The 20,747-nt window shown below is 34.9% G+C and carries 8 protein-coding genes; 5 read left to right on the forward strand and 3 right to left on the reverse strand.

Annotated elements, in window-relative coordinates; all coding sequences use genetic code 11:
* Positions 1–35: 35 nt before the first annotated feature.
* From ACHRVZ_RS07200 to ACHRVZ_RS07215, 4 genes are all read left to right on the forward strand, one after another.
* Entirely contained in the window at positions 36–965 is a 930-nt protein-coding gene (locus ACHRVZ_RS07200; protein ID WP_395421581.1) for a bifunctional riboflavin kinase/FAD synthetase, read from the forward strand.
* A 118-nt stretch (positions 966–1,083) separates the two neighbouring features.
* Positions 1,084–1,521, forward strand: a complete 438-nt coding sequence (locus ACHRVZ_RS07205; protein WP_395421582.1) for a hypothetical protein — start codon at positions 1,084–1,086, stop codon at positions 1,519–1,521.
* 172 nt (positions 1,522–1,693) lie between these two features.
* Positions 1,694–2,782, forward strand: a complete 1,089-nt coding sequence (gene bioB / locus ACHRVZ_RS07210) for a biotin synthase BioB (RefSeq protein ID WP_395421583.1) — start codon at positions 1,694–1,696, stop codon at positions 2,780–2,782.
* A gap of 80 nt (positions 2,783–2,862) precedes the next feature.
* A complete protein-coding gene (locus ACHRVZ_RS07215) occupies positions 2,863–3,729 on the forward strand; it encodes a cupin-like domain-containing protein (protein WP_395421584.1) in 867 nt (288 codons plus the stop codon).
* A gap of 61 nt (positions 3,730–3,790) precedes the next feature.
* Here the strand turns inward: ACHRVZ_RS07215 and ACHRVZ_RS07220 are convergent, their stop codons facing one another.
* The 3 genes from ACHRVZ_RS07220 to ACHRVZ_RS07230 all read right to left on the reverse strand — a co-directional run bounded on the left by ACHRVZ_RS07220 (position 3,791) and on the right by ACHRVZ_RS07230 (position 19,743).
* The gene (locus ACHRVZ_RS07220; protein WP_395421585.1) at positions 3,791–8,650 is read right to left on the reverse strand and encodes a fibronectin type III domain-containing protein; all 4,860 of its coding nucleotides are present in this window, start codon (positions 8,648–8,650) and stop codon (positions 3,791–3,793) included.
* 559 nt (positions 8,651–9,209) lie between these two features.
* The gene (locus ACHRVZ_RS07225; protein ID WP_395421586.1) at positions 9,210–13,070 is read right to left on the reverse strand and encodes a T9SS sorting signal type C domain-containing protein; all 3,861 of its coding nucleotides are present in this window, start codon (positions 13,068–13,070) and stop codon (positions 9,210–9,212) included.
* Between the two features lie 160 nt (positions 13,071–13,230).
* On the reverse strand, positions 13,231–19,743 hold the full coding sequence (locus ACHRVZ_RS07230; protein WP_395421588.1) for a T9SS sorting signal type C domain-containing protein: 6,513 nt from the start codon (positions 19,741–19,743) through the stop codon (positions 13,231–13,233).
* A gap of 520 nt (positions 19,744–20,263) precedes the next feature.
* Between ACHRVZ_RS07230 and ACHRVZ_RS07235 the strand changes: the two genes are divergently transcribed.
* Positions 20,264–20,743 carry a regulatory protein RecX gene (locus ACHRVZ_RS07235; protein ID WP_395421589.1) on the forward strand — a complete coding sequence of 160 codons (480 nt, stop codon included), beginning with the start codon at positions 20,264–20,266 and terminating at the stop codon, positions 20,741–20,743.
* The last annotated feature ends 4 nt before the right edge of the window (positions 20,744–20,747 follow it).

Genomic DNA, 20,747 nt, shown 5'->3' on the forward strand with positions numbered 1-20,747 from the left:
ATAGTATAAATTTGCACCATCTTAAATTATTTGTTTTGAAGCTCTTTCATTCTATAAACGATTTTCAGTCAACCAAGAAAACAATTTTAACTCTTGGTACCTTTGACGGCGTACATATTGGACATAAAAAAATTCTGGAGCGAATTACTCAAAACACAGAAAATGGAAAATACGAAAGTTTAGTACTTACATTTTTTCCACATCCAAGAATGGTATTGCAGGAAAAATCAGAAATAAAACTTTTAAATACTATCGCTGAAAAAACAAAACTTCTGGAAGCAACCGGAATAGAAAATCTTGTTATTCATCCGTTTAACGAAAGTTTCTCAAGATTAACTGCCGAAGAGTTTGTGCATTCTATTTTAGTTGAGCAATTTCATATTCAAAAAATTATTATTGGACACGATCATCGTTTTGGAAGAAACAGAACGGCTAATATTGACGATTTAATTGCTTTTGGTATCGAATATGGTTTTGAGGTTGAACAAATTTCAGCACAAGAAATTCAGGATGTTTCAGTAAGTTCTACAAAAATCAGAAAAGCGCTGAACGAGGGAAATATGGATTTAGCCAATGATTATTTGGGTTACGATTATTTTTTGTCTGGCGAGGTTGTGAAAGGAAAACAATTAGGACGAACTATTGGTTTTCCAACCGCAAACATCCAAATTGAAGAAGATTACAAGCTGATTCCTAGAAATGGTGTTTATGTCGTTAAAGCCATTGTCGATCAAAAAGAAGTTTTCGGAATGATGAATATTGGTTTTAATCCGACTGTAAACGGACAAAAACAAACTATCGAAGTAAATCTTTTTGAATTTGATGCTGATATTTACGGTCAAAGAATCGAAGTTACATTATTACAATATCTTAGAGAAGAACAAAAATTTGGTTCGATAGACTTACTTATTACCCAATTAAATCAAGATAAAAAAGAGGCTTTAGCTTTTATTGAACAGCTTTAGAACAAACCACAACATACTTTTTGCCTTTTTTAAATCATCGTAGTTATTTTTTTAGTAAATTTGATATAGAACTCTGTTTATCAAATATTTACTATTAACTTCTTTAAAAATAACCACTATGAAACTACCTAAAGAAATAACCAATGGTTTTTTAATATTCCTTGGTATAGGCATTTATTTTTTATTGATGAACGTTTTAGGTTTAGCTCACTTATTTTATTTACGTGTCCTGAATGTATTTTTTATATTTTATGGTGTAAATAAAACAATGCGAATGAATCTTCGTGAAGGTGAAACCAATTTTGTGTCAAATGCTGTTTCTGCGATGGCAACTTCTGTAGTTGGTGTGGCATTAAGTGTTTTTGGATTATTGGTTTATAGTTATGCGAGAGGTGGAGACGCTTATGTAAGAACACTATCAGAAACTTTTATGTTTGGAGGAAACCCTTCAGTACCAACATATTGTATTTGTTTATTATTTGAAGGAGTTGCCTCTTCGGTCATCGTGACTTTGATGATGATGTTATATTGGAATAACAAATATGTAGCCGATTAATTTTTCAAAATAAATCAAACTTTTTAGCACTCTAAAATCATAAAAAATTACAATTATATGATTTTAGAGTGTTTCTTTTTTGAAAATAACTGTCAAATATTCATTTACAGGATTCGGCATTGGTTGATTAGAACAATTTAACTACTTTTGAGGCTTCAAAAACAATGTATCGATGAGCATTACAAAACACAATTGGACAAAAGACGAAATAATCGCCATATATAATAAACCTATGATGGACTTGCTGTATGAAGCAGCAACAATTCATAGAGAAAAGCATGATCCGAACGTAGTTCAGGTATCAACTTTACTTTCTATCAAAACTGGAGGTTGTCCGGAAGATTGCGGTTATTGCCCGCAAGCCGCTCGTTACAACACGGGAGTTGAAGGAAATGATTTAATGAGTGTAAGTCAGGTAAAAGCACAAGCTTTACGTGCTAAATCTAGCGGATCATCTCGTGTATGCATGGGAGCAGCCTGGAGAAACGTTAAAGATGGTGAAGAATTTGATCAGGTTTTAGAAATGGTTCGTACCATTAACAAACTTGACATGGAGGTTTGCTGTACTTTAGGTATGATTACCGAAAATCAAGCGCAACGTTTGGCAGAAGCAGGTTTATATGCTTACAATCACAATTTAGATACTTCTGAAGAATATTATAAAGATGTAATTTCTACACGTGGTTTCGAAGATCGTTTGCAAACTATCGAAAATGTTCGTAAAACGAATGTTACGGTTTGTAGCGGAGGAATTATCGGAATGGGAGAAAGTATAGAAGACAGAGCCGGAATGCTTGTTGCACTTTCGACTTTAAATCCACAACCGGAATCTGTGCCAATTAATGCCTTAGTTGCTGTTGAAGGTACTCCGATGGAAGAAGAAAAACCAGTTGAAATTTGGGAAATGATTCGAATGGTAGCAACCACAAGAATTATAATGCCAGAAACTCAAGTTCGTTTATCTGCAGGAAGAACCAGTATGAGCCGCGAAGGACAAGCGATGTGCTTTTTTGCAGGTGCAAATTCAATTTTTGCAGGAGATAAATTACTTACTACTCCAAATCCGGACGTACACGAAGACATGAAAATGTTTGAAATGTTAGGATTGGTTCCACAAAAGCCTTTTATTAAAGTTTCGCAACCACAAACGGTTGAAGCAGCTGATTCTCAATTTGCTTCATTAGGAGAAAAACCTAAATGGTCGAGACCAGGACACACAATAGAAAAAAATCTAGAAGCTTCTGCTAAATCAAAAATTTAATTACTAGAAGTAATAAATCTCGATAAATATTTTTAAATTGCTTATGACTCAGAGTTATAAGCAATTTTTTATTTAAAGAGATGAAGGTAAAACAAATCGAAAGGGTAAAAAAAATCTCAAAAGCTGATTTTATTTCCCAATATGTAAAAAAACAAATTCCAGTTGTAATTGAAGAGCTAACCGAAGATTGGCCCGCTTATCATAAATGGAAATTATCTTATATCAACGAAATCGCCGGCGACACTATCGTTCCTTTATACGATAACAGACCCGTAAATCATAAAGATGGCTTCAATGAAGCACATACCACAATGAAAATGAGCGATTACATTAATCTCTTACAGTCCAAGCCAACAAATTATCGCATTTTTCTCTACAATTTAATGAAAGAAGTGCCTTTGCTTAAAGAGGATTTTTTATGGCCTGATATTGGCTTAAAATTAGTCAAGCAAATGCCAATGCTGTTTTTTGGTGGAGAAAATTCAAAAGTGTTTATGCATTATGATATTGATTATTCAAATATTCTGCATTTTCATTTTCATGGAGAGAAACAATGTATGCTTTTTGCTCCCGATCAATCCAAGTATATGTATAAAGTTCCGCATGCGTTGATTTCGAGAGAAGACATTGATTTTGACAATCCTGATTACGAAAAATTTCCTGCGCTTAAAAATGCCGAAGGTTATATTACGAATCTGAAACATGGCGAAACACTGTATATGCCTGAAGGATACTGGCATTACATGAAGTATTTGACTCCGGGATTTTCAATGAGTTTAAGGGCTTTTCCCAAGAACATTACCCATTTATCAAAAGCAGTTTATAATGTTTTCATTATGCGCCATTTTGATATTATAATGCGAAAATTTAAAGGCCAAAAATGGATTGATTATAAAAATGAAAAGGCAATTCAGAATACCAATGAAAATTTACAAAAGACTTTTTAAAATAAATTTATCTAAATAAAAAGCAGCTATAGTTTTAAGATCTATAGCTGCTTTTTATTCTTTAATTAAATATAACTTTCTTGGTTGTTGTGAAATCATTTTCTAAGGTCACTTTTATCAACAATACCTGATCACCTGATTGTAAATTTGGTATTTGTAATTCTGTGTTTCCAACTTTCTTTTTATTGTAAAGCAATTTTCCGGATATATCAAAAACAGCTACTTCTTTGATATTTTCTTTGGATGATAATACATTGATTACTTTGTTTTTCACTGAAACTGAAATACCATTTTCAAGATTTTCAAAATCTCCCGTTCCTAACGTTTTTCCGGTGTAACGCAAAACTAAACGATCCAGAAAAGTTCCTATCTCAGTTTTAAAAGTATAATTACTCGCTCTTAAATCATGTATTTCTCCTGTTGTTTTATCTTCTATATAAATAGCTTGATTACTCATTTTACCGTCAACCTCATCTATAGAAATAGTGAAATCGCCTTTAATAGTAGTTTTATATCCTAACGGGACAATATCTGTATCTACAAATGGCAGAGCGCGGCCTTGAATTACATACTTGGTGTTATTATTTACACTATAAAAGTCAAGATAAGGATTAGCATTAAAAGTGACACCATCGTATTTGCTTTCGTAATTATTGGTTGCTCCTTCAATATAAGATACTAATAATTGTTTGAAAGCACCTCCGGCATTAGTCATATTTAGCCAAATACGATTTTTCTCAATAGCACCAGCAGCACCTGGTTTAAAAAATTGAGTATTATCGGATGCGCCTAATCGCATTGAATTGTTGTATTTTACTTTCCCCTGAAGAATTACACGAACATAAAAGCCTTGTCCTGCAGCTATTTTACCCGATGGTTTTTTTCCCTTATCCTTACTCGGGTCATCATTGTGAAGTGGATCAGACTTTGCTGATGCAGATACTGAGCCACTTAAATTAAAAACAGCATAATCATCTGGTGAATACTGAGTATATGTTGTTAAATCTTGAGGAGTATTGTGTGTCCAAAAATAAAGTGTGCCATCTAGCATCTTATTCTCATTTATCAAAGCCTCTGCACTTAATGCACTTGGATAGGGGTTCCCTATTAAATAACTTCTTTTCGCTATTAGTTCTTCACTTTCAAGGTCACCGTTGTTTGGCACTCCCATAAAAACTGCAGGATAATCTTGTCTGATATCATTATTATAATTATCAGGACCACGAATGATGTATCCGTGTCCAACTTTCATAAGAGTTGGTTTAGTTGCCGTTACCCATTGGACACCATCATTACCATAAAACTTTGAAGAAAAAGGCGAAACATCACCCACTTTCTGGGGATTTACAGGGGTTGACCAATATACATAATCTTTCTGAAAAATTGGTGTGGTTGTACGTTCATAAAAAATATTCCCAGAATTAACCGTAGAATTATTATTGCCTTGTAATAAACTTGAATTGTTTTTGAATGTTAGCGAAGTTCCAGGTGCAGAATCAATAATCAAATCCTTTTCTACACTTAAAGTATGCAGCGAGTTTATGGTCACTTTTTTTCCTGCATTAACTTTGCAAGTACAGCCAGTAAGATCACTATTTGAAGAAAAATCATCATCAAAAACAATATTTTGATTTACTGTTGTCGTTCCATTTGACCAACCGCTCAATACAGTATATGTGTTTGTAACCAAAGGAGTAATTACTACATTTTGTAAAGGTTGTGAAGAACAGCTTCCGGGAAATTGTATTGTAAAATTATAGGTTCCGGGAGCAAGTCCTGCAATAGTAAATCTGGTTAAATCAGAGCCTGAGCCACCTGTATAAATATTATTAGAAGTTCCACTTTGAACAATTTGATAATCGCTTCTGTTTGGTAATCCTTTTAAAACTACACTGCCCGTCGGGATGAGACATGTTGGAGGAATAAGCGTCTCAGATTGTGGAATGGCCGGTAAATACTTAACATTAATAGGATATGTTGCTGTTACCGAATATGGAACTGAACAAACGACCAAAGATGTCACTGTCATTGTCAATGTCACTATTTTTCCCTCATCAGCTGTTGCAGCAGTATAAGTAGGTGTTTCTGTTGTTGCATTAACCAGAGATCCAGAACCATTGTGTGTCCACAAAATGGTTCCGTTTGTAGCGGTAGCTCCGTTTACAGTTACGGATTCATTAGAACAAATCGTTTGAGAGCCAGATGAGGTCGCTGTTGGTGCGGCTTCAATATTAATTGTATAAGATGCCGTTGCTATTTGCGGAGCGCAAGCATTATCACTTGTAACTGTCATAGTCAGAACTATAGTTCTTGCGGCACCTCCCAAAGTTGGTGTATACGTAGGATTGGATGTTGTCTCATTCGTCAATGTTCCGGAACCGCCATTAATTGTCCATAAAATAGTCCCATTTGCGGCTACTGCTCCAGTTACTATGGCTGAGCCATTAGAACATACTGTTTTACTACCTCCTGCTGTAGCTGTTGGCAAACTAGAAATTGTTACTGTTGCTGGCAAAGAAGATGGACTTTCACACCCTGCCGAGTTGACGACTTTTACCGTATAATTTCCTGCGGAGCTAACCACAATACTTTGCGTTACTTCACCTGTCGACCATACATTGTTTGAAATTGCATTTGAGGTTAAAATCACATTACCTGTTTGACAAATATTCAGAGCGCCAGAAGCTGATATAGTTGGTGTTGCAGGTAACGTAAGAGTAGTTATAGAAGTTGGTGAAGGAACTCCGTAGACACTATCTCCACATCCATTTCTTGCTAATACCCTATAAAAATAAACTGTCCCTACTGTTAAACCCGTAAAAGTGTATGAAGTAGCAGTAATTCCAGAAAATGTTTGGGTAGCTGCAGTAACTGGAAATGTATTATTTGTCGAAATCTGTACCTGATACGTTAAAGCATTTGTTGCAGCACCCCATGACATTGTAAACTGATTACACAAAACTGCAGAAGAGCTCACTGCTGTTGGTGCGACGGGCGCACTATTTAAAGTTTTTGCCGTTTGAAGATTTGAATAAATTGTGCTATTACCACAACCATTTTTACCTTTTAATCTATAATAATATATTGTAGATGTTGATAAACCAGTAACAGTATAAGTTGTTACATTTCCAACATTAAAGGAATTATAAACTCCAACAAAACTGCCAAAATTTATATCTGTTGAGACATCTAATAAATAACTTGCTGCATTTGCTTGCGCATCCCAATTAGCAGTAAATACGGAACAAATGATATTTGTGGGTGAGTTAGCTACGATTGCTCCCGGAATTGCAGATGTTGTCATTGTATTTTGTACCACAGCTGTTCCTACTGGACTGCTATTACAACCATTTTGAGCACGAATTCTATAGTAATAAGTAGTACTTGCTGATAATCCAGTTACTGTATAGTTTGTTACATTACCAACATTGAGAGAATTATAAATAAAAGTACCAAAATTTGAATCTGTTGAAACATCCAATAAATAAGTCGCGGCATTTGTTTCAGCTGTCCAATTGGCAGTAAAAACTGAACAATTTACACTTGTAACTGGCAATAAAACAACATTACCTGGAGCAATCGCAGGTTTATAAGTAATTACATTCGAATTTGCACTGATACAAGTTCCCTTATATGCTCTTACTCTATAAAAATAATTTGAAGTATTAACTAATCCAGCAATATTTTTTGTTAGAACATTTCCAACATTAAAAGCAGTATAACCCGCTACAAAATTCGTAAACGCGGCATCTGTCGCTACATCTAATTCATAATATGTTGCTCCGGAAACAGCCTGCCAATTGGCTGTGATCTGATTACAGGTAGCTCCCGTTCCTGCCAAAGCAAATGGTGCTGTACCTGAAGAAATTGTGGTAACTGTAATCGTATTAAATGAACTAATATTTGAAGTAGTACAATTATCAGCTGCATTTGCACTTGTTCCTGAAGTTAAAGACTTAACTTCCAAAATTTTATTCCCTAAAGTTGTAAAACCGGGAGCGATAAATGAGCCACTTCCAGTAGCATTTACAATCATACTAGCTGGTGTTTGCGCTACAGTATTCACTTCATATCCCACGCTATAAACTCCTGGAGCTAAACCACTAAGCACTATACTAGATGATGTTCCGGCACAGAGGTCTACAACAGATGCTGAAATACCCGTTAAACTATACACAGGACAATCATAAGTCAAAATTACTTTTCCTGCTCCTCCTACTCCTCCAGGAGTTGGAGTAGCCAAAAGATTCTTTGCTCCTCCTCCTCCTCCTCCAGGTATAAAACCGGGATTACCAGCAGTAGCTCCTAAGAAAGAACCTCTCTCAGCGCCACCTGCAGCAGCCAGGGCACCACTGCCATCAACACTATTACCGCCAGCACCTCCAACAGCTCCCAAGCCTATCACTCCAGTAGTTCCTGAAGCACCTGATACTCCATTCTTGACTATCTGCCCTATTGATGCAGAAGCTAAACCTCCCGCACCTCCTGAAACTGTACCCCCGCTATTATTTCCTGTCCCTCCGTTTCCTCCAACGGCTGTAACCAACCCAACAACTGTTGAGGTTTTCCCAGCTAAACCACTTCCGGGATTTAAAGAGGTAGACATTGGACCTCCAGAACCTGCACCTCCAGCTGTTATAGATAATGATATTCCGGAAGAAATTGTATATACTCCCCCTGCAAATGCACCGCCGCCGCCGCCGCCGCCGCCTCTTTGCAAATCTAATCCCCCTACAATTGCGCTACCGCCACCGCCACCGCCACCCCAGGCGTTAATAGTAATTGGGGTTACTCCGGCAGGAACAGTAAATGTGGTTGTAAAATTAGTAGTTCCAGTAGCTGTAAAAGAAACAGTTTTAGTTTGTGCATAAGAAAATAAGGGTAATGCAATTAACTGAAGAGTAAGTAAAATTTTTTTCATTGTGGTATTTTTTAGTAGGTAAAACATAAATTCTTAATCAGATTGGGGTCTGAAAAAGACTCGAATTTAGCAATACCACAAAAAATATAACAAGGAAACTACTCTGTTAATTACAAGCAAACGGATGATGTAAAAAGTACTTTTTGTTTCATTTAAATGGGGCGATTAAATTCGGCAATCAGTAATAGGGATAAGAAAAACAAAAAAAAACAGCTTATTAATTTGGAACTAAATCTAAAAGAATAAGAATTATCTTAAATGCTTTTAAAGCGTATATTGTAACAAGGTACTATTTTATTTACAATTTCATGGTATTTTTCAGCTAAAAATGTAAGAATTTAACACTTACTTTAAACTTAACAAAGATAAAAGCTTAAAGAATCTCCATTAAAACCAAGGCATTTCGCACATTTAATTCAAAAATTTAGCCGTCTATTCACTTTCATATTTCAATTATAAAAGGGATAAAATCATGGTTATCTATTAGTCTACAACACCCATTAAAAAAGCCATTCCTTTTATGGAATGGCTTTTAATTAGAGTAGATTTTCAATTTTATTTAGATAATAATTTTCTCAATTGTTTTATTTCCGTTTTCTAGTTTAACGACTATTAATAAAACCTGATGACTTGAATCTAAAAGCGATATTTGACATTCTGAATTATCTAAATTGTTTTTATTATAAAGTAATTTTCCTGAAATATCAAAAACAGATAATTCATTAATCAAACCTTCAGTAGAAATTACACTAATGATTTTATCTTTTGTTGAAACAAAAATCTTTTTCTTACTATTTTCAAAGACTCTAGTTTTTAAAACTTCATTTGTAAATTTTAATATAAATCGATCCAAGAAAGTTCCCTGTTGGGTATTGAATAGGTACCGCCCATCTTTTAAATTATGAACAATTTTTAATTCTTTGTCTTCTATAAAAACATTTAAATCATCAAATAATACATCGGTATGATCAATACTAATGTCAAAACGTCCTGCAATAGAAGTCTTATAACCTAAATTTATTGAATCTGTGTCAACAAAAGGCAAGGCTCTTCCCTGAATCACCAACTTCTTATTCTCGGCTGTACTGAAAAAATCAACATACTGATTTCCATTAATAGACAATGCATCATAATCTTCATCATACAAGTTTGTAGCCCCTTGAATGTAGCCCAACAAAAGTTGCTTAAAAACACCTTCTGAATTTTTTAAATTCAACCAGATTCGATGTCTATCTATTCTATTCTTATCTTCAACATTTTTTTCATTTTTAGTTGGCTTAAAAAATGACGCATTTCTTTCTATAATTCGCATACTATTATTAAATTCAGCCGACCCAAAACCTTTGCTTGTAATGAAAAAAGCCTGACCCGAGGCGATTGTTCCATCTGGAATAGTTTCATTAACACCTGTAGATAAAGCCCCTCTTGAACCAACACCGCCAAGTAAATTATAAACCGCATAATCATCAGACGAGTATTTTAAATTCGTAACGGGTGTATTATGAGTCCAGAAATACATTGTTCCTTTGATTTTTGATTTATTTTTAGTCAAAAAAACATCGGCATCAAGTGCTGATGGATAAGGATTCCCTGCTAAGCTATTAACATTAGCCGGTCCTAGTTTAATTTCAACTTTGCCATTATTTGGAATACCTTTAAAAACTCCCTCGAACTTGGCTGGAATATTTGCAGAAAAATTTTGTGGCCCTTGAATGATGTATCCTTTACCTGAAATCATATTATTATTTGGATTTTCCTGGGCCCAATTTTTCACTTCATAATCAAACGAAAAATATTTATTTGCAACAGTATTGGGTGAAAAATCAATTAACCTTTGATAATTGACTGGAGAGCCCCAATAAGTATAATCTTTTTTCAATATCGGAGATGAGTTTCTTTTTATGACAGCAAATCCCGTATTTATCATTTCATCATCAGATTGATATAGACTTGCCGAATCTTCCAAAATTAAACTTCCTAATCCTGTATACGAAAATTCAATTCCTAAACTATTGCCATTCAAAACTTTTACCGTTTTTCCTTCATCAATACTACAGCTACATATATTTGATGTTGTTAGAGTTGGATAATTATCTTTAAAAATCACTTCTTTTCCACCTGACGGAAAACCATTTGACCAAGCAAGACCGTTCCAAACAGTTGAATCTAAACAAAGTTTTAAGCGCGCAATTCTATGTTTCGAAATTCCGGATATTGAATTAAAATCACCTCCAATGATTAATCTATAATCTGGTGTAAAACTCATTGTATAAATTTTATTATTGAAATTTGATTTAAAAGTAAGGTCATAATTCCCTGTTTTCTCCAAACGAATTAATCGCAATGAAGTATGGGTTTTATAAGTCCCTGAAAAGGTTCCACCAACTAAAATCTTATCATCAGGCTGGACTAAAAGATTACGAACATCACCTTTGTTAAAACCAATACCCGACTCAAAAGTAGTATCTAATGTTCCATCAGAATTTAGTCGTACAATTCGTTTTTGTGAAGTTTCATTAAAAGTTAAAAACGAACCTCCTAAAATTATTTTTTGATCCGATTGTAATCCAATTGCGTAGATGTACTTATCAAAACCAGACCCAATCTTAAAACTGGGATCAATACTTCCGTTTGAATTTAACCGCACCAAACGTGAATATGAGATTCCATCAAAACTATTAAATCTTCCTGCTACCAAGATTTTACCATCAGACTGAATTTGTAGTGTTTCTATAATTGCATCTGCACCAAGACCAACATTAAAACTCATGTCTCGTAAACCACTTGGTAATAGCCGCACTATTCTTGGTGCCGGTGAACTATTAAAACTGGTAAAACCTCCTGCTACAATAAATTTTCCATCGGACTGAATGACTACTGCATATACTTGACTATTAAATCCTGAACCAATATTAAAAGTATTATCAATTGCTCCGTCAGGAAAAATTCGAACGATTCGATTAGAAGTACTTTCATTATATTTTGTAAAGTTTCCTCCAAAAATTATTTTACCATCTGATTGTACTACGCCAGATTTTATAAGATTGTTTGCCCCAGACTGCCCCGAATTAAAAGTTGGATCATATAAACCATCTTCTAAAATTCTTGTTATTCTTGAATTGGTGGCTCCATTGAATTTGGTGAAACTCCCAAATACCATTGTTTTTTTGTTTGGCAAGGGTAACACCTTTAGAACAGAATTGTCAAAACCTATTCCGGACGAAAGATAACCTACATCATGTTCTCCTTCCGCATTAATTTTGGCTAATTTCCCCTGATTTAAACCGTCAAAGACGGAAAATGAACCTCCGATATACCAAGATCCTTCCAAATCATTTACTAAAGCTAAAACTGAAGCAGATCCCGGTCCTGAACCAGTATCAAAATCCCTGTTTAAGCTTCCGTCAGCATTTAATAGACAAACTCGATTTACTTCTTGTCCATTATAAAAACCCGTAAAAGATCCTCCGACCATTATATTTCCTGAGGGATCTGTTTTGATTATTTGAACGGCATCTCCACTAAATCCCGATGTGGGTGTAAAATTGTTATCAACGGTTCCATCTTGATTAATTCTTACGATTCTTCCTGCGGCATTTCCATTATAATCTGTGAATTTCCCTCCTAATATAATTTTTCCGTTGGACTGAATGCAAATTGCATTTACATCATCATTAAAACCTGTACCTGTATTAAAAGTTTTGTCTACTGTACCATCACTAAATAGGCGTGTAATTCTATTAATTGACAAACCATTAAATGAAGTAAAATTGCCCGTAATTATAATTTTCCCATTCGAAAGTACCCTAGCATTTGTAATGTTTGATGCAGAACCAGAACCTGTCATAAAACTGGTATCTAAAGTGCCGTTTGGAAAGACACGAGCAATTCTATTTACAGTAACATTATTATACTTTGTAAAACTTCCTACTAGTATAATTTTTCCATCGGCTTGCGGAGAAATATCGTAAATGATGCCCGTTGTCGCAGCAATTGAAGAATCAAATGTACTATCATATGAGCCATCAGCATTTAACCTTACAAGTCTTCCTGAGCTTACTCCGTTAAAAGTTGTAAAACTACCTCCAACAATTATTTTACCGTCGGGCTGAATGTAACTTGAATAAATTTTTCCGTTAAAACCTGTTCCGGTATTAAAAGTTTCATCAATAGTTCCATCTGGTTTTAATCGAGTTAAATAAGGAGAAGGGATTCCGTGCAAACTCAAAAAATCGCCTCCAACAATTAGATTCTTATCAGTTTGTAAAAATAAAGTTCGCACTGTATTGTCAAAACCATCTCCATTTTGTCCATCGTCAAGTGTGTTAAACGTAACATCTACTTTTCCTTGCTGGGCATTAAGTTTCGTATTATAAAAGCAACTTGTTAAAGTTAGTAAAAGAAATATTTTTTTAATCAAAGTGAAAAATATAAGATTAATACAATTTGTAAGAATTAAACTAATTTACAAAGTCGCATTAAAAACTACAATACCCACTTTTAGTGATATTTAAAACTCTTTAAATAAAGAATCCATTCCGAAAAACGGAATGGATTCTTTATTCTAGATCTATTATTTTTTAATTAAATATAACTTTCTTGGTTGTTGTGAAATCATTTTCTAAGGTCACTTTTATCAACAATACCTGATCACCTGACTGTAAATTTGGTATTTGTAATTCTGTGTTTCCAACTTTCTTTTTGCTGTAAAGCAATTTTCCCGATATATCAAAAACAGCTACTTCTTTGATGTTTTCTTTGGATGACAAAACATTGATTACTTTGTTTTTCACTGAAACTAAAATGCCATTTTCAAGATTTTCAAAATCTCCCGTTCCTAATGATTTTCCAGTATAACGCAAAACTAAACGATCCAGAAAAGTTCCTATCTCAGTTTTAAAAGTATAATTACTCGCTCTTAAATCATGTATTTCTCCTGTTGTTTTATCTTCTAAATAAATAGCTTGATTACTCATTTTACCGTCAACCTCATCTATAGAAATAGTGAAATCGCCTTTAATAGTAGTTTTATATCCTAACGGGACAATATCTGTATCTACAAATGGCAGAGCGCGGCCTTGAATTACATACTTGGTGTTATTATTTACACTATAAAAGTCAAGATAAGGATTAGCATTAAAAGTGACACCATCGTATTTGCTTTCGTAATTATTGGTTGCTCCTTCAATATAAGATACTAATAATTGTTTGAAAGCACCTCCGGCATTAGTCATATTTAGCCAAATACGATTTTTCTCAATAGCACCAGCAGCACCTGGTTTAAAAAATTGAGTATTATCGGATGCGCCTAATCGCATTGAATTGTTGTATTTTACTTTCCCCTGAAGAATTACACGAACATAAAAGCCTTGTCCTGCAGCTATTTTACCCGATGGTTTTTTTCCCTTATCCTTACTCGGGTCATCATTGTGAAGTGGATCAGACTTTGCTGATGCAGATACTGAGCCACTTAAATTAAAAACAGCATAATCATCTGGTGAATACTGAGTATATGTTGTTAAATCTTGAGGAGTATTGTGTGTCCAAAAATAAAGTGTACCATCTAACATCTTATTCTCATTTATCAAAGCCTCTGCACTTAATGCACTTGGATAGGGGTTCCCTATTAAATAACTTCTTTTCGCTATTAGCTCTTCACTTTCAAGGTTACCGTTGTTTGGCACTCCCATAAAAACTGCAGGATAATCTTGTCTGATATCATTATTATAATTATCAGGACCACGAATGATGTATCCGTGCCCAACTTTCATAAGGGTTGGTTTAGTTGCCGTTACCCATTGGACACCATCATTACCATAAAACTTTGAAGAAAAAGGCGAAACATCACCCACTTTCTGTGGATTTACAGGAGTAGACCAGTATACATAATCTTTCTGAAAAATTGGTGTGGTTGTACGTTCATAAAAAATGTTCCCAGAATTAATTCCAGAATTATTATTTTTCTGTATTAAACTTGAGTTATTTTTAAATCTCAAATTACCACTAGTGATTACTGCATTAGTAATTGTTAAAGTTATGTTACTCGGAATCACTACTTCACCACTACCACTATCTATGGTTAAAGAACAAGCAAATATATCCTTATAGACTAGAGGGTCCAAATCACCAATAAAAGGTTGATTTGGCGAAACTGACAATATTGTAACTTTTTTATCTTTAGTTGGATTTCCATTAGACCATATCGTTCCATTCCAAATCGTTTCTGATTCGTCTTTTATTTCAATCGAAGCTGTTTCCCCCGAAGTACAGTTACCCTCCGTAACTGTAAAAGTATAACTTCCTTTTGCTAAACCTGAAATTGTTCTAATATTCCCATTTCCGTTTATAGTGGCTGCTGCAAATCCGCTTTGTTTGATTGTCCATGATCCTGCAGGCAAACTACTTAAGGCTATACTTCCTGTAGCTGTTGTACAAGATATTGGGGTTACTGTATCAACTGTTGGAGTTGTTACTGGCGGATTGATTGTTAAAGATTGTGATGTACTATTTGAACAAGTTCCATTTGTTACGGCATAAACAACCGTTACAAGACCTTGAGCTTCACCTGTTACAACTCCACCGGTTGTTATACTTGCGCTTCCTGTGCCATTTGAGATAGACCAGGTACCACCAAGTGTTCCGTTCGTAAAAGTAGTTTTTTCACCAATACATATTTCAGCGGCTCCTCCAGTAAATGTGCCAGATATTGGCAAGTCCGATGTAGTTACTGAAATAATATTTGACCCAACAGCATAAGTCCCACAAGGTAAAACTGCATGAATTTGATATTGGTAGTTAGTATTTGGTGCTAAACCTGTTACAGAAAATGAATTTACATCTCCGCCAACATCCTTACCGTTATAAGCTGATAAAATAGTAACAAAATTATCTTTAGAAATACTAATTAAATAAGTATCCGCTCCATCAACTTTATTCCAATTTGCAGTAAACCCAGCACAATTTTCTGCAGTTGCTGCATTTGCTGTAGGTTTACCTGTAATAATCTTTATAAATGACGAAGTAGCTGTATTACATGCCCCACTTTTTACTACTGTCCTGTAATAAGTTGTACTAGCTATATTACTAATTAACAAACTTGTGGTAGTATTAGAAATTGGTGTAGGTGTCGTAAATAAATTATCTGTCGAAGATTCCCATCTTAAAACAGTTCCGGTTTGACCGGATAGCGTTAATGTAACATTATTTGTCGCTGTACAAAGACTATTAGCTGTTGCCGTAGATGTAATTGAGCCCCCAACTGAATTTGGATTTACAGTGAGAATTGCAACACTAGAAGTTACTGCCGGAGTACAAATACCACTCACAATAGAACGATATTGATAGTTATTCATGGCTATAGTAGCGCCTGTAATATTAAGTGTTGATGTAATTACACCCGAATAAGGTGCATTATTTGCTAGATCACTGAAATTTGTACCGCCGTTAGTACTAACCTGCCATTTGTATGTTAAAGTAGTTCCTGTTGCTGTAACTCCAAAACTGGTGTTACTTCCTACGCAAATACCCGAATTAGTTGGTTGACTAGTAATTGATGGTAAAGAATTTACGGTTAAGGTTACAGCACTAGAGGTTACGGACGGAGTACAAGTACCACTTACAATACAACGATATTGATAAGTACTCATTGCTACCGTAGTGGCTGTAATATTAAGTGTTGCTGTAGTCACATTTGAATAAGGCGCACTATTTGCTACATCATTAAAATTTGTACCGCCGTTAGTACTAACCTGCCATTTGTATGTTAAAGTAGTTCCTGTTGCCGTAACTCCAAAACTAGCATTACTTCCTGCGCAAACAATTGTATTTGATGGCTGACCTGTAATTGACGGTAAAGAATTTACTGTCAAAGTTGCAGCACTAGAGGTTACTGCCGGTAAGCAAGTGCCTGTTACAACGCAACGATATTGATTATTATTCAATGCTGTTGCAGCTCCTGTAATATTAAGCGTTTCTGTAGTTACACCTGAATAAGGCGCACTATTTGTTAGATCACTGAAATTTGTTCCGCCATTTGTACTAACCTGCCATTTGTATGTCAAAGTAGTTCCTGTTGCCGTAACTCCAAAACTAGCATTACTTCCTGCGCAAACAATTGTATTTGATGGTTGACCTGTTAAGGCTGTAGATAAATTATCTGCGTTTACAGTCCAAGAACCTAAATTTGTACAGCCTTTTAAAGATGTAATTAAATTATAGGTTCTGTCGGTTAAACCTGTAATGTTTTTTGAGTTTGACGTAAATCCAGCAGGATTCGAAGTCCAAGTATATGTATAGGGATCAGTCCATGTAGGATTATTTTTAAGTATCCCGATTGGAGCTACACTACCAACACTTGAAATAGTTGTACCAGCACTTTCATTAAAACTATATCCCGCCAGTAAACCACTTAAAGATGCATCATACTCAACAAATCCTGATGACAACGTTAAAATTTCTCCTGCGGTAAGAGCCCTATTCCAAAAACCTAATTTAAACACTTCTCCTGTTAATCCCACACCGCCACTATCCATTACACCATATCCCATTTTAGTGGTATCATTACTAATTCCATAATTCGATGTCGGTACGTTTGCACTTTTTGGTGTTCCTCCATCAATATAAATTTTAAGTGTAGATCCATCACCAGTAACGGCTATATGATGCCAAACATATCCACCAGTAATTTCCGCCATAGGTACAAGTACACTACCGGCTGGTGTCCAACATTTAAGTCCACCATCTTCAAAAGCAATTTCAATAACATCATTTTGTCCAAAAAGCGACATTCTTGGTACAACCTTAGTAGCATCAAACTTAATCCACCCCTCAACTGTAAAGGCAGTTCTATTAGAAAGCAAAGTAGTATTAAGATCAACATATTGAGTATTGGCACTAACAAAAGAAAGAGATGACGGAGCAACCGTGTTTGTCACAGTAATCGATCCTGTTGCAGTCCCTGGACAAGAAGCATTAGCAACTGTAGCTGTTGGAAGTGGTGGTGAACTAGTACGATAAATATTTATTGCACCATTCATCGTAGCTGTACAAAAAGTACCAACCCTCGTAGCGACCACTGTATAATTTCCAGTAGAATTATAAACTCCAAAACTTATTGGACTACCATTCCCATTTGCAACTGTTGCAACTACAACATTCCCCTTCTTTAGTTGGTAACTAACTCCATTCTCAGAACTTGACAGACCCATTGTACTTCCAGCTTCTATACTGCAATACGTTTTATTGGTGACACCTGTCATCGCATATACGGCTGGTAGTAAACAACTAGCACCAACATTTACTTTACCTACCATTGCGGTAAAATAAGTGTCATTTATATTTGTAGCATTAGATGTGGTACTTCCCCAAGTACCAGCGGGTGTACTCATTCCTCCAAGCGTAAGTGTTGCCGCAGTATGTGTTACCATTGCATTACTTAAATCTGCAACAACTCCTGAATTTATATTAAGATTACCTGCTATAGTAACTATTGACGTAGGAAATGTTTTTATTGCACTACCACTTAACACAAGATTACCATACTTTACAGCACCTACCGTTTGATTCGCTGAAGCATAATACTCTACTATACTTGTTGCTCCTAGTGTGTATGTACCAAAATTTACTGGATAATTATTTGTCCCGCCTATTCTAAGAGTTGCACCATTCGCAATATTTAATGTCCCACCTGATGCAGTCCTATTTAAAGTAAAAGTTGAAAGATCAAGTGTTCCTGCCGTAATTGTTAAATTACTTCCTATAGTTTGATTCGAACTTGTTAAACTAAGAATTCCCGAAGTTTTATTAACTGTAAGATTATTAAATGCTGTTATTACAGTTGAACTTCCCTTTATAGCCTGAGCGCCGATACCATTAAAAATCACCGTACCCCCTCCATTTGATAAAGACCCCGATGCAAGTAAATCATTTACAAAATCTCCGCCAATCGAAAAGGGGTTTGATGTCAGTAAGACATTTGCTCCAACATTATAAAGAGTAAAATTACCAGATAGATTTATAGTTGGGTTATTAGTACTAAGATCTAAATGAGAAGCTGTAGCAAAACCTCCCTTTATTGTTAATGTTCCGGATCCTGCCCTTTTAGTCCCAGGAAATTGACATTCAAGATCATTATATGTTGGAACTGTAGAAATAGTTTGGACACCACCTTTCTTTCCATTGTAATTGTATTTTACCTGACCTTTTAAATCAATATTACCCGTAAGATACCCACTTGGAAAACTAGTAGGATCAACCGATAAACTAGTATCGCCACCTCCTAACTGAAGTCCTCCACCTACTTGAAGTGTTAATGTCCCGGCAGCATTCCCTGCTATTTGTTTATCATTATCAATTAACCAAGTTCCGGTACCTATCAAAAGATTTCGCACAGTTATAGGACCAGCTAATGTTTTATCACCGGATCCAGAAGTTGTTAAATTAAAATACGTAGCATATGACCCAATGCTTTGATTATCTCCAATAAAATTAACGGTACCAGTACCCGCAGCAAATGTACCTCCAGAAGAAAAATCACCAGAGATATTAAGGATTGCTGCCCCACTTAACGTTAATCTTGCTTGAGCAGCAGTTCCTGTAAAAGTAACATTTCCCGAAACATTTATGATACCAGTTGAAGCAGAAACCATACAAAATCTATTGGTAGTTGTCCCCCCCGGAATTGAAATACTTCCCGCATTCAAAGTTCCTGTTCCAACTGCAACCGTACTATTACTTGTCCCGGTACTTGATGCATTCATAATTAAACCACCAGTGATATCTAATAAAAAACCAGGATTAAAAGTGATTCCGTTGTTTGCTCCTGCTGAATTTATTGTCACACTAAGAAGTTTAGGCGTGTTAACATTTAATGTCACAATTACACCCGAATTAATTATTACGGTATCTCCAGCACCAGGTACACTTAAGCCTCCCCAAGTTGCAGTACTACTCCATAGACCAGAAACTGAAGCAGTTCTGACAGCAGCATTTGCAAACGAAACCACAAAAAACATCCCCAAGCACATCAATTTCACATTCAGAGCAAATGATTTTTTGGAAGTAGAAAATAAATTAAAAAGTAAAGTTTTTATCATACTAAACAACAGCTATTAAGTTTGTTATACCGGCAATTTTTTTTGCTATACAAATATAATTACATCTTCGAGCTGCGGTTAAAGTTGGTTTTAGAATAGGTATATAATCGTTTAAATGTTAAAAAAATCCGATGAAATACACCTTTTAAATAAATACATGTCATTATTTCTTACAAAACAAAACGTTAAAAAATAAGAAAATTCATATTTTTAACCTAAAAAATTCTTAATTTTTAACTTTAAACTCATAAAAAAGCGAGTTTAGGTGGGTTTTTCTTAAAAAGGCGAAAAACAAAATTGAAGATTTACTTCGGAAAAACGAGACTTTTTCGAAAATTCCATCAATATTTATGAGCTCTCAAATAACCTTAAGACCGGCTATTTTTAAAAAAAAAAAAACAAAAGCATGCAAAAAAAGACCTCTCAATAAATTTCAATTTTAGTAAAAAAATTAAAAATAATCTAGAATTCAATTCCAAATAATTATTTTTGGAATTATAGCAAAAAAGAAAAAAACACCATGAATACAACTTGTACACCAAAAGAAGCTTTACAAAAACTAGAACACTTTTGTGCGTATCAGGAACGTTGTCATGCAGAGGTTACTTCGAAACTTTACAGCTTAAAAATGACCAACGACGAAATCGACAATATCATAGTTCAATTAATTGAAGGCAATTTTTTAAACGAAACCCGTTTTGCCTGCAGTTTTGCAAGAGGCAAACACAGAATTAAACATTGGGGTAAAATCAGAATCGTAAACGAACTAAAAGCCAAGCAAATATCATCTACAAATATCACTCTGGCTTTAAAAGAAATAGAACCCGAAGAATACGAAAATACATTCGAGCAATTAGCCGAAAGATCCTGGAATAGCTTGCAGGAAAAAAACATCTTAAAAAAGAGAAAAAAATTCTGCGACTACATGTTACGCCGAGGATACGAAAGTAACTTGGTTTACGAAAAAGTTACTTCTTTAGAAAAAGCAGAAAACCAATAAATCA

This window comes from Flavobacterium sp. FlaQc-57, from assembly GCF_044007395.1.
Classification (GTDB): Bacteria; Bacteroidota; Bacteroidia; order Flavobacteriales; family Flavobacteriaceae; genus Flavobacterium.

Coding starts and splice junctions, on each gene's coding strand:
- ACHRVZ_RS07205 (WP_395421582.1), top strand. CDS start 1,084: ATGAAACTACCTAAAGAAATAACCAATGGTTTTTTAATATTCCTTGGT.
- bioB (WP_395421583.1), top strand. CDS start 1,694: ATGAGCATTACAAAACACAATTGGACAAAAGACGAAATAATCGCCATA.
- ACHRVZ_RS07215 (WP_395421584.1), top strand. CDS start 2,863: ATGAAGGTAAAACAAATCGAAAGGGTAAAAAAAATCTCAAAAGCTGAT.
- ACHRVZ_RS07220 (WP_395421585.1), bottom strand. CDS start 8,650: ATGAAAAAAATTTTACTTACTCTTCAGTTAATTGCATTACCCTTATTT.
- ACHRVZ_RS07230 (WP_395421588.1), bottom strand. CDS start 19,743: ATGATAAAAACTTTACTTTTTAATTTATTTTCTACTTCCAAAAAATCA.
- ACHRVZ_RS07235 (WP_395421589.1), top strand. CDS start 20,264: ATGAATACAACTTGTACACCAAAAGAAGCTTTACAAAAACTAGAACAC.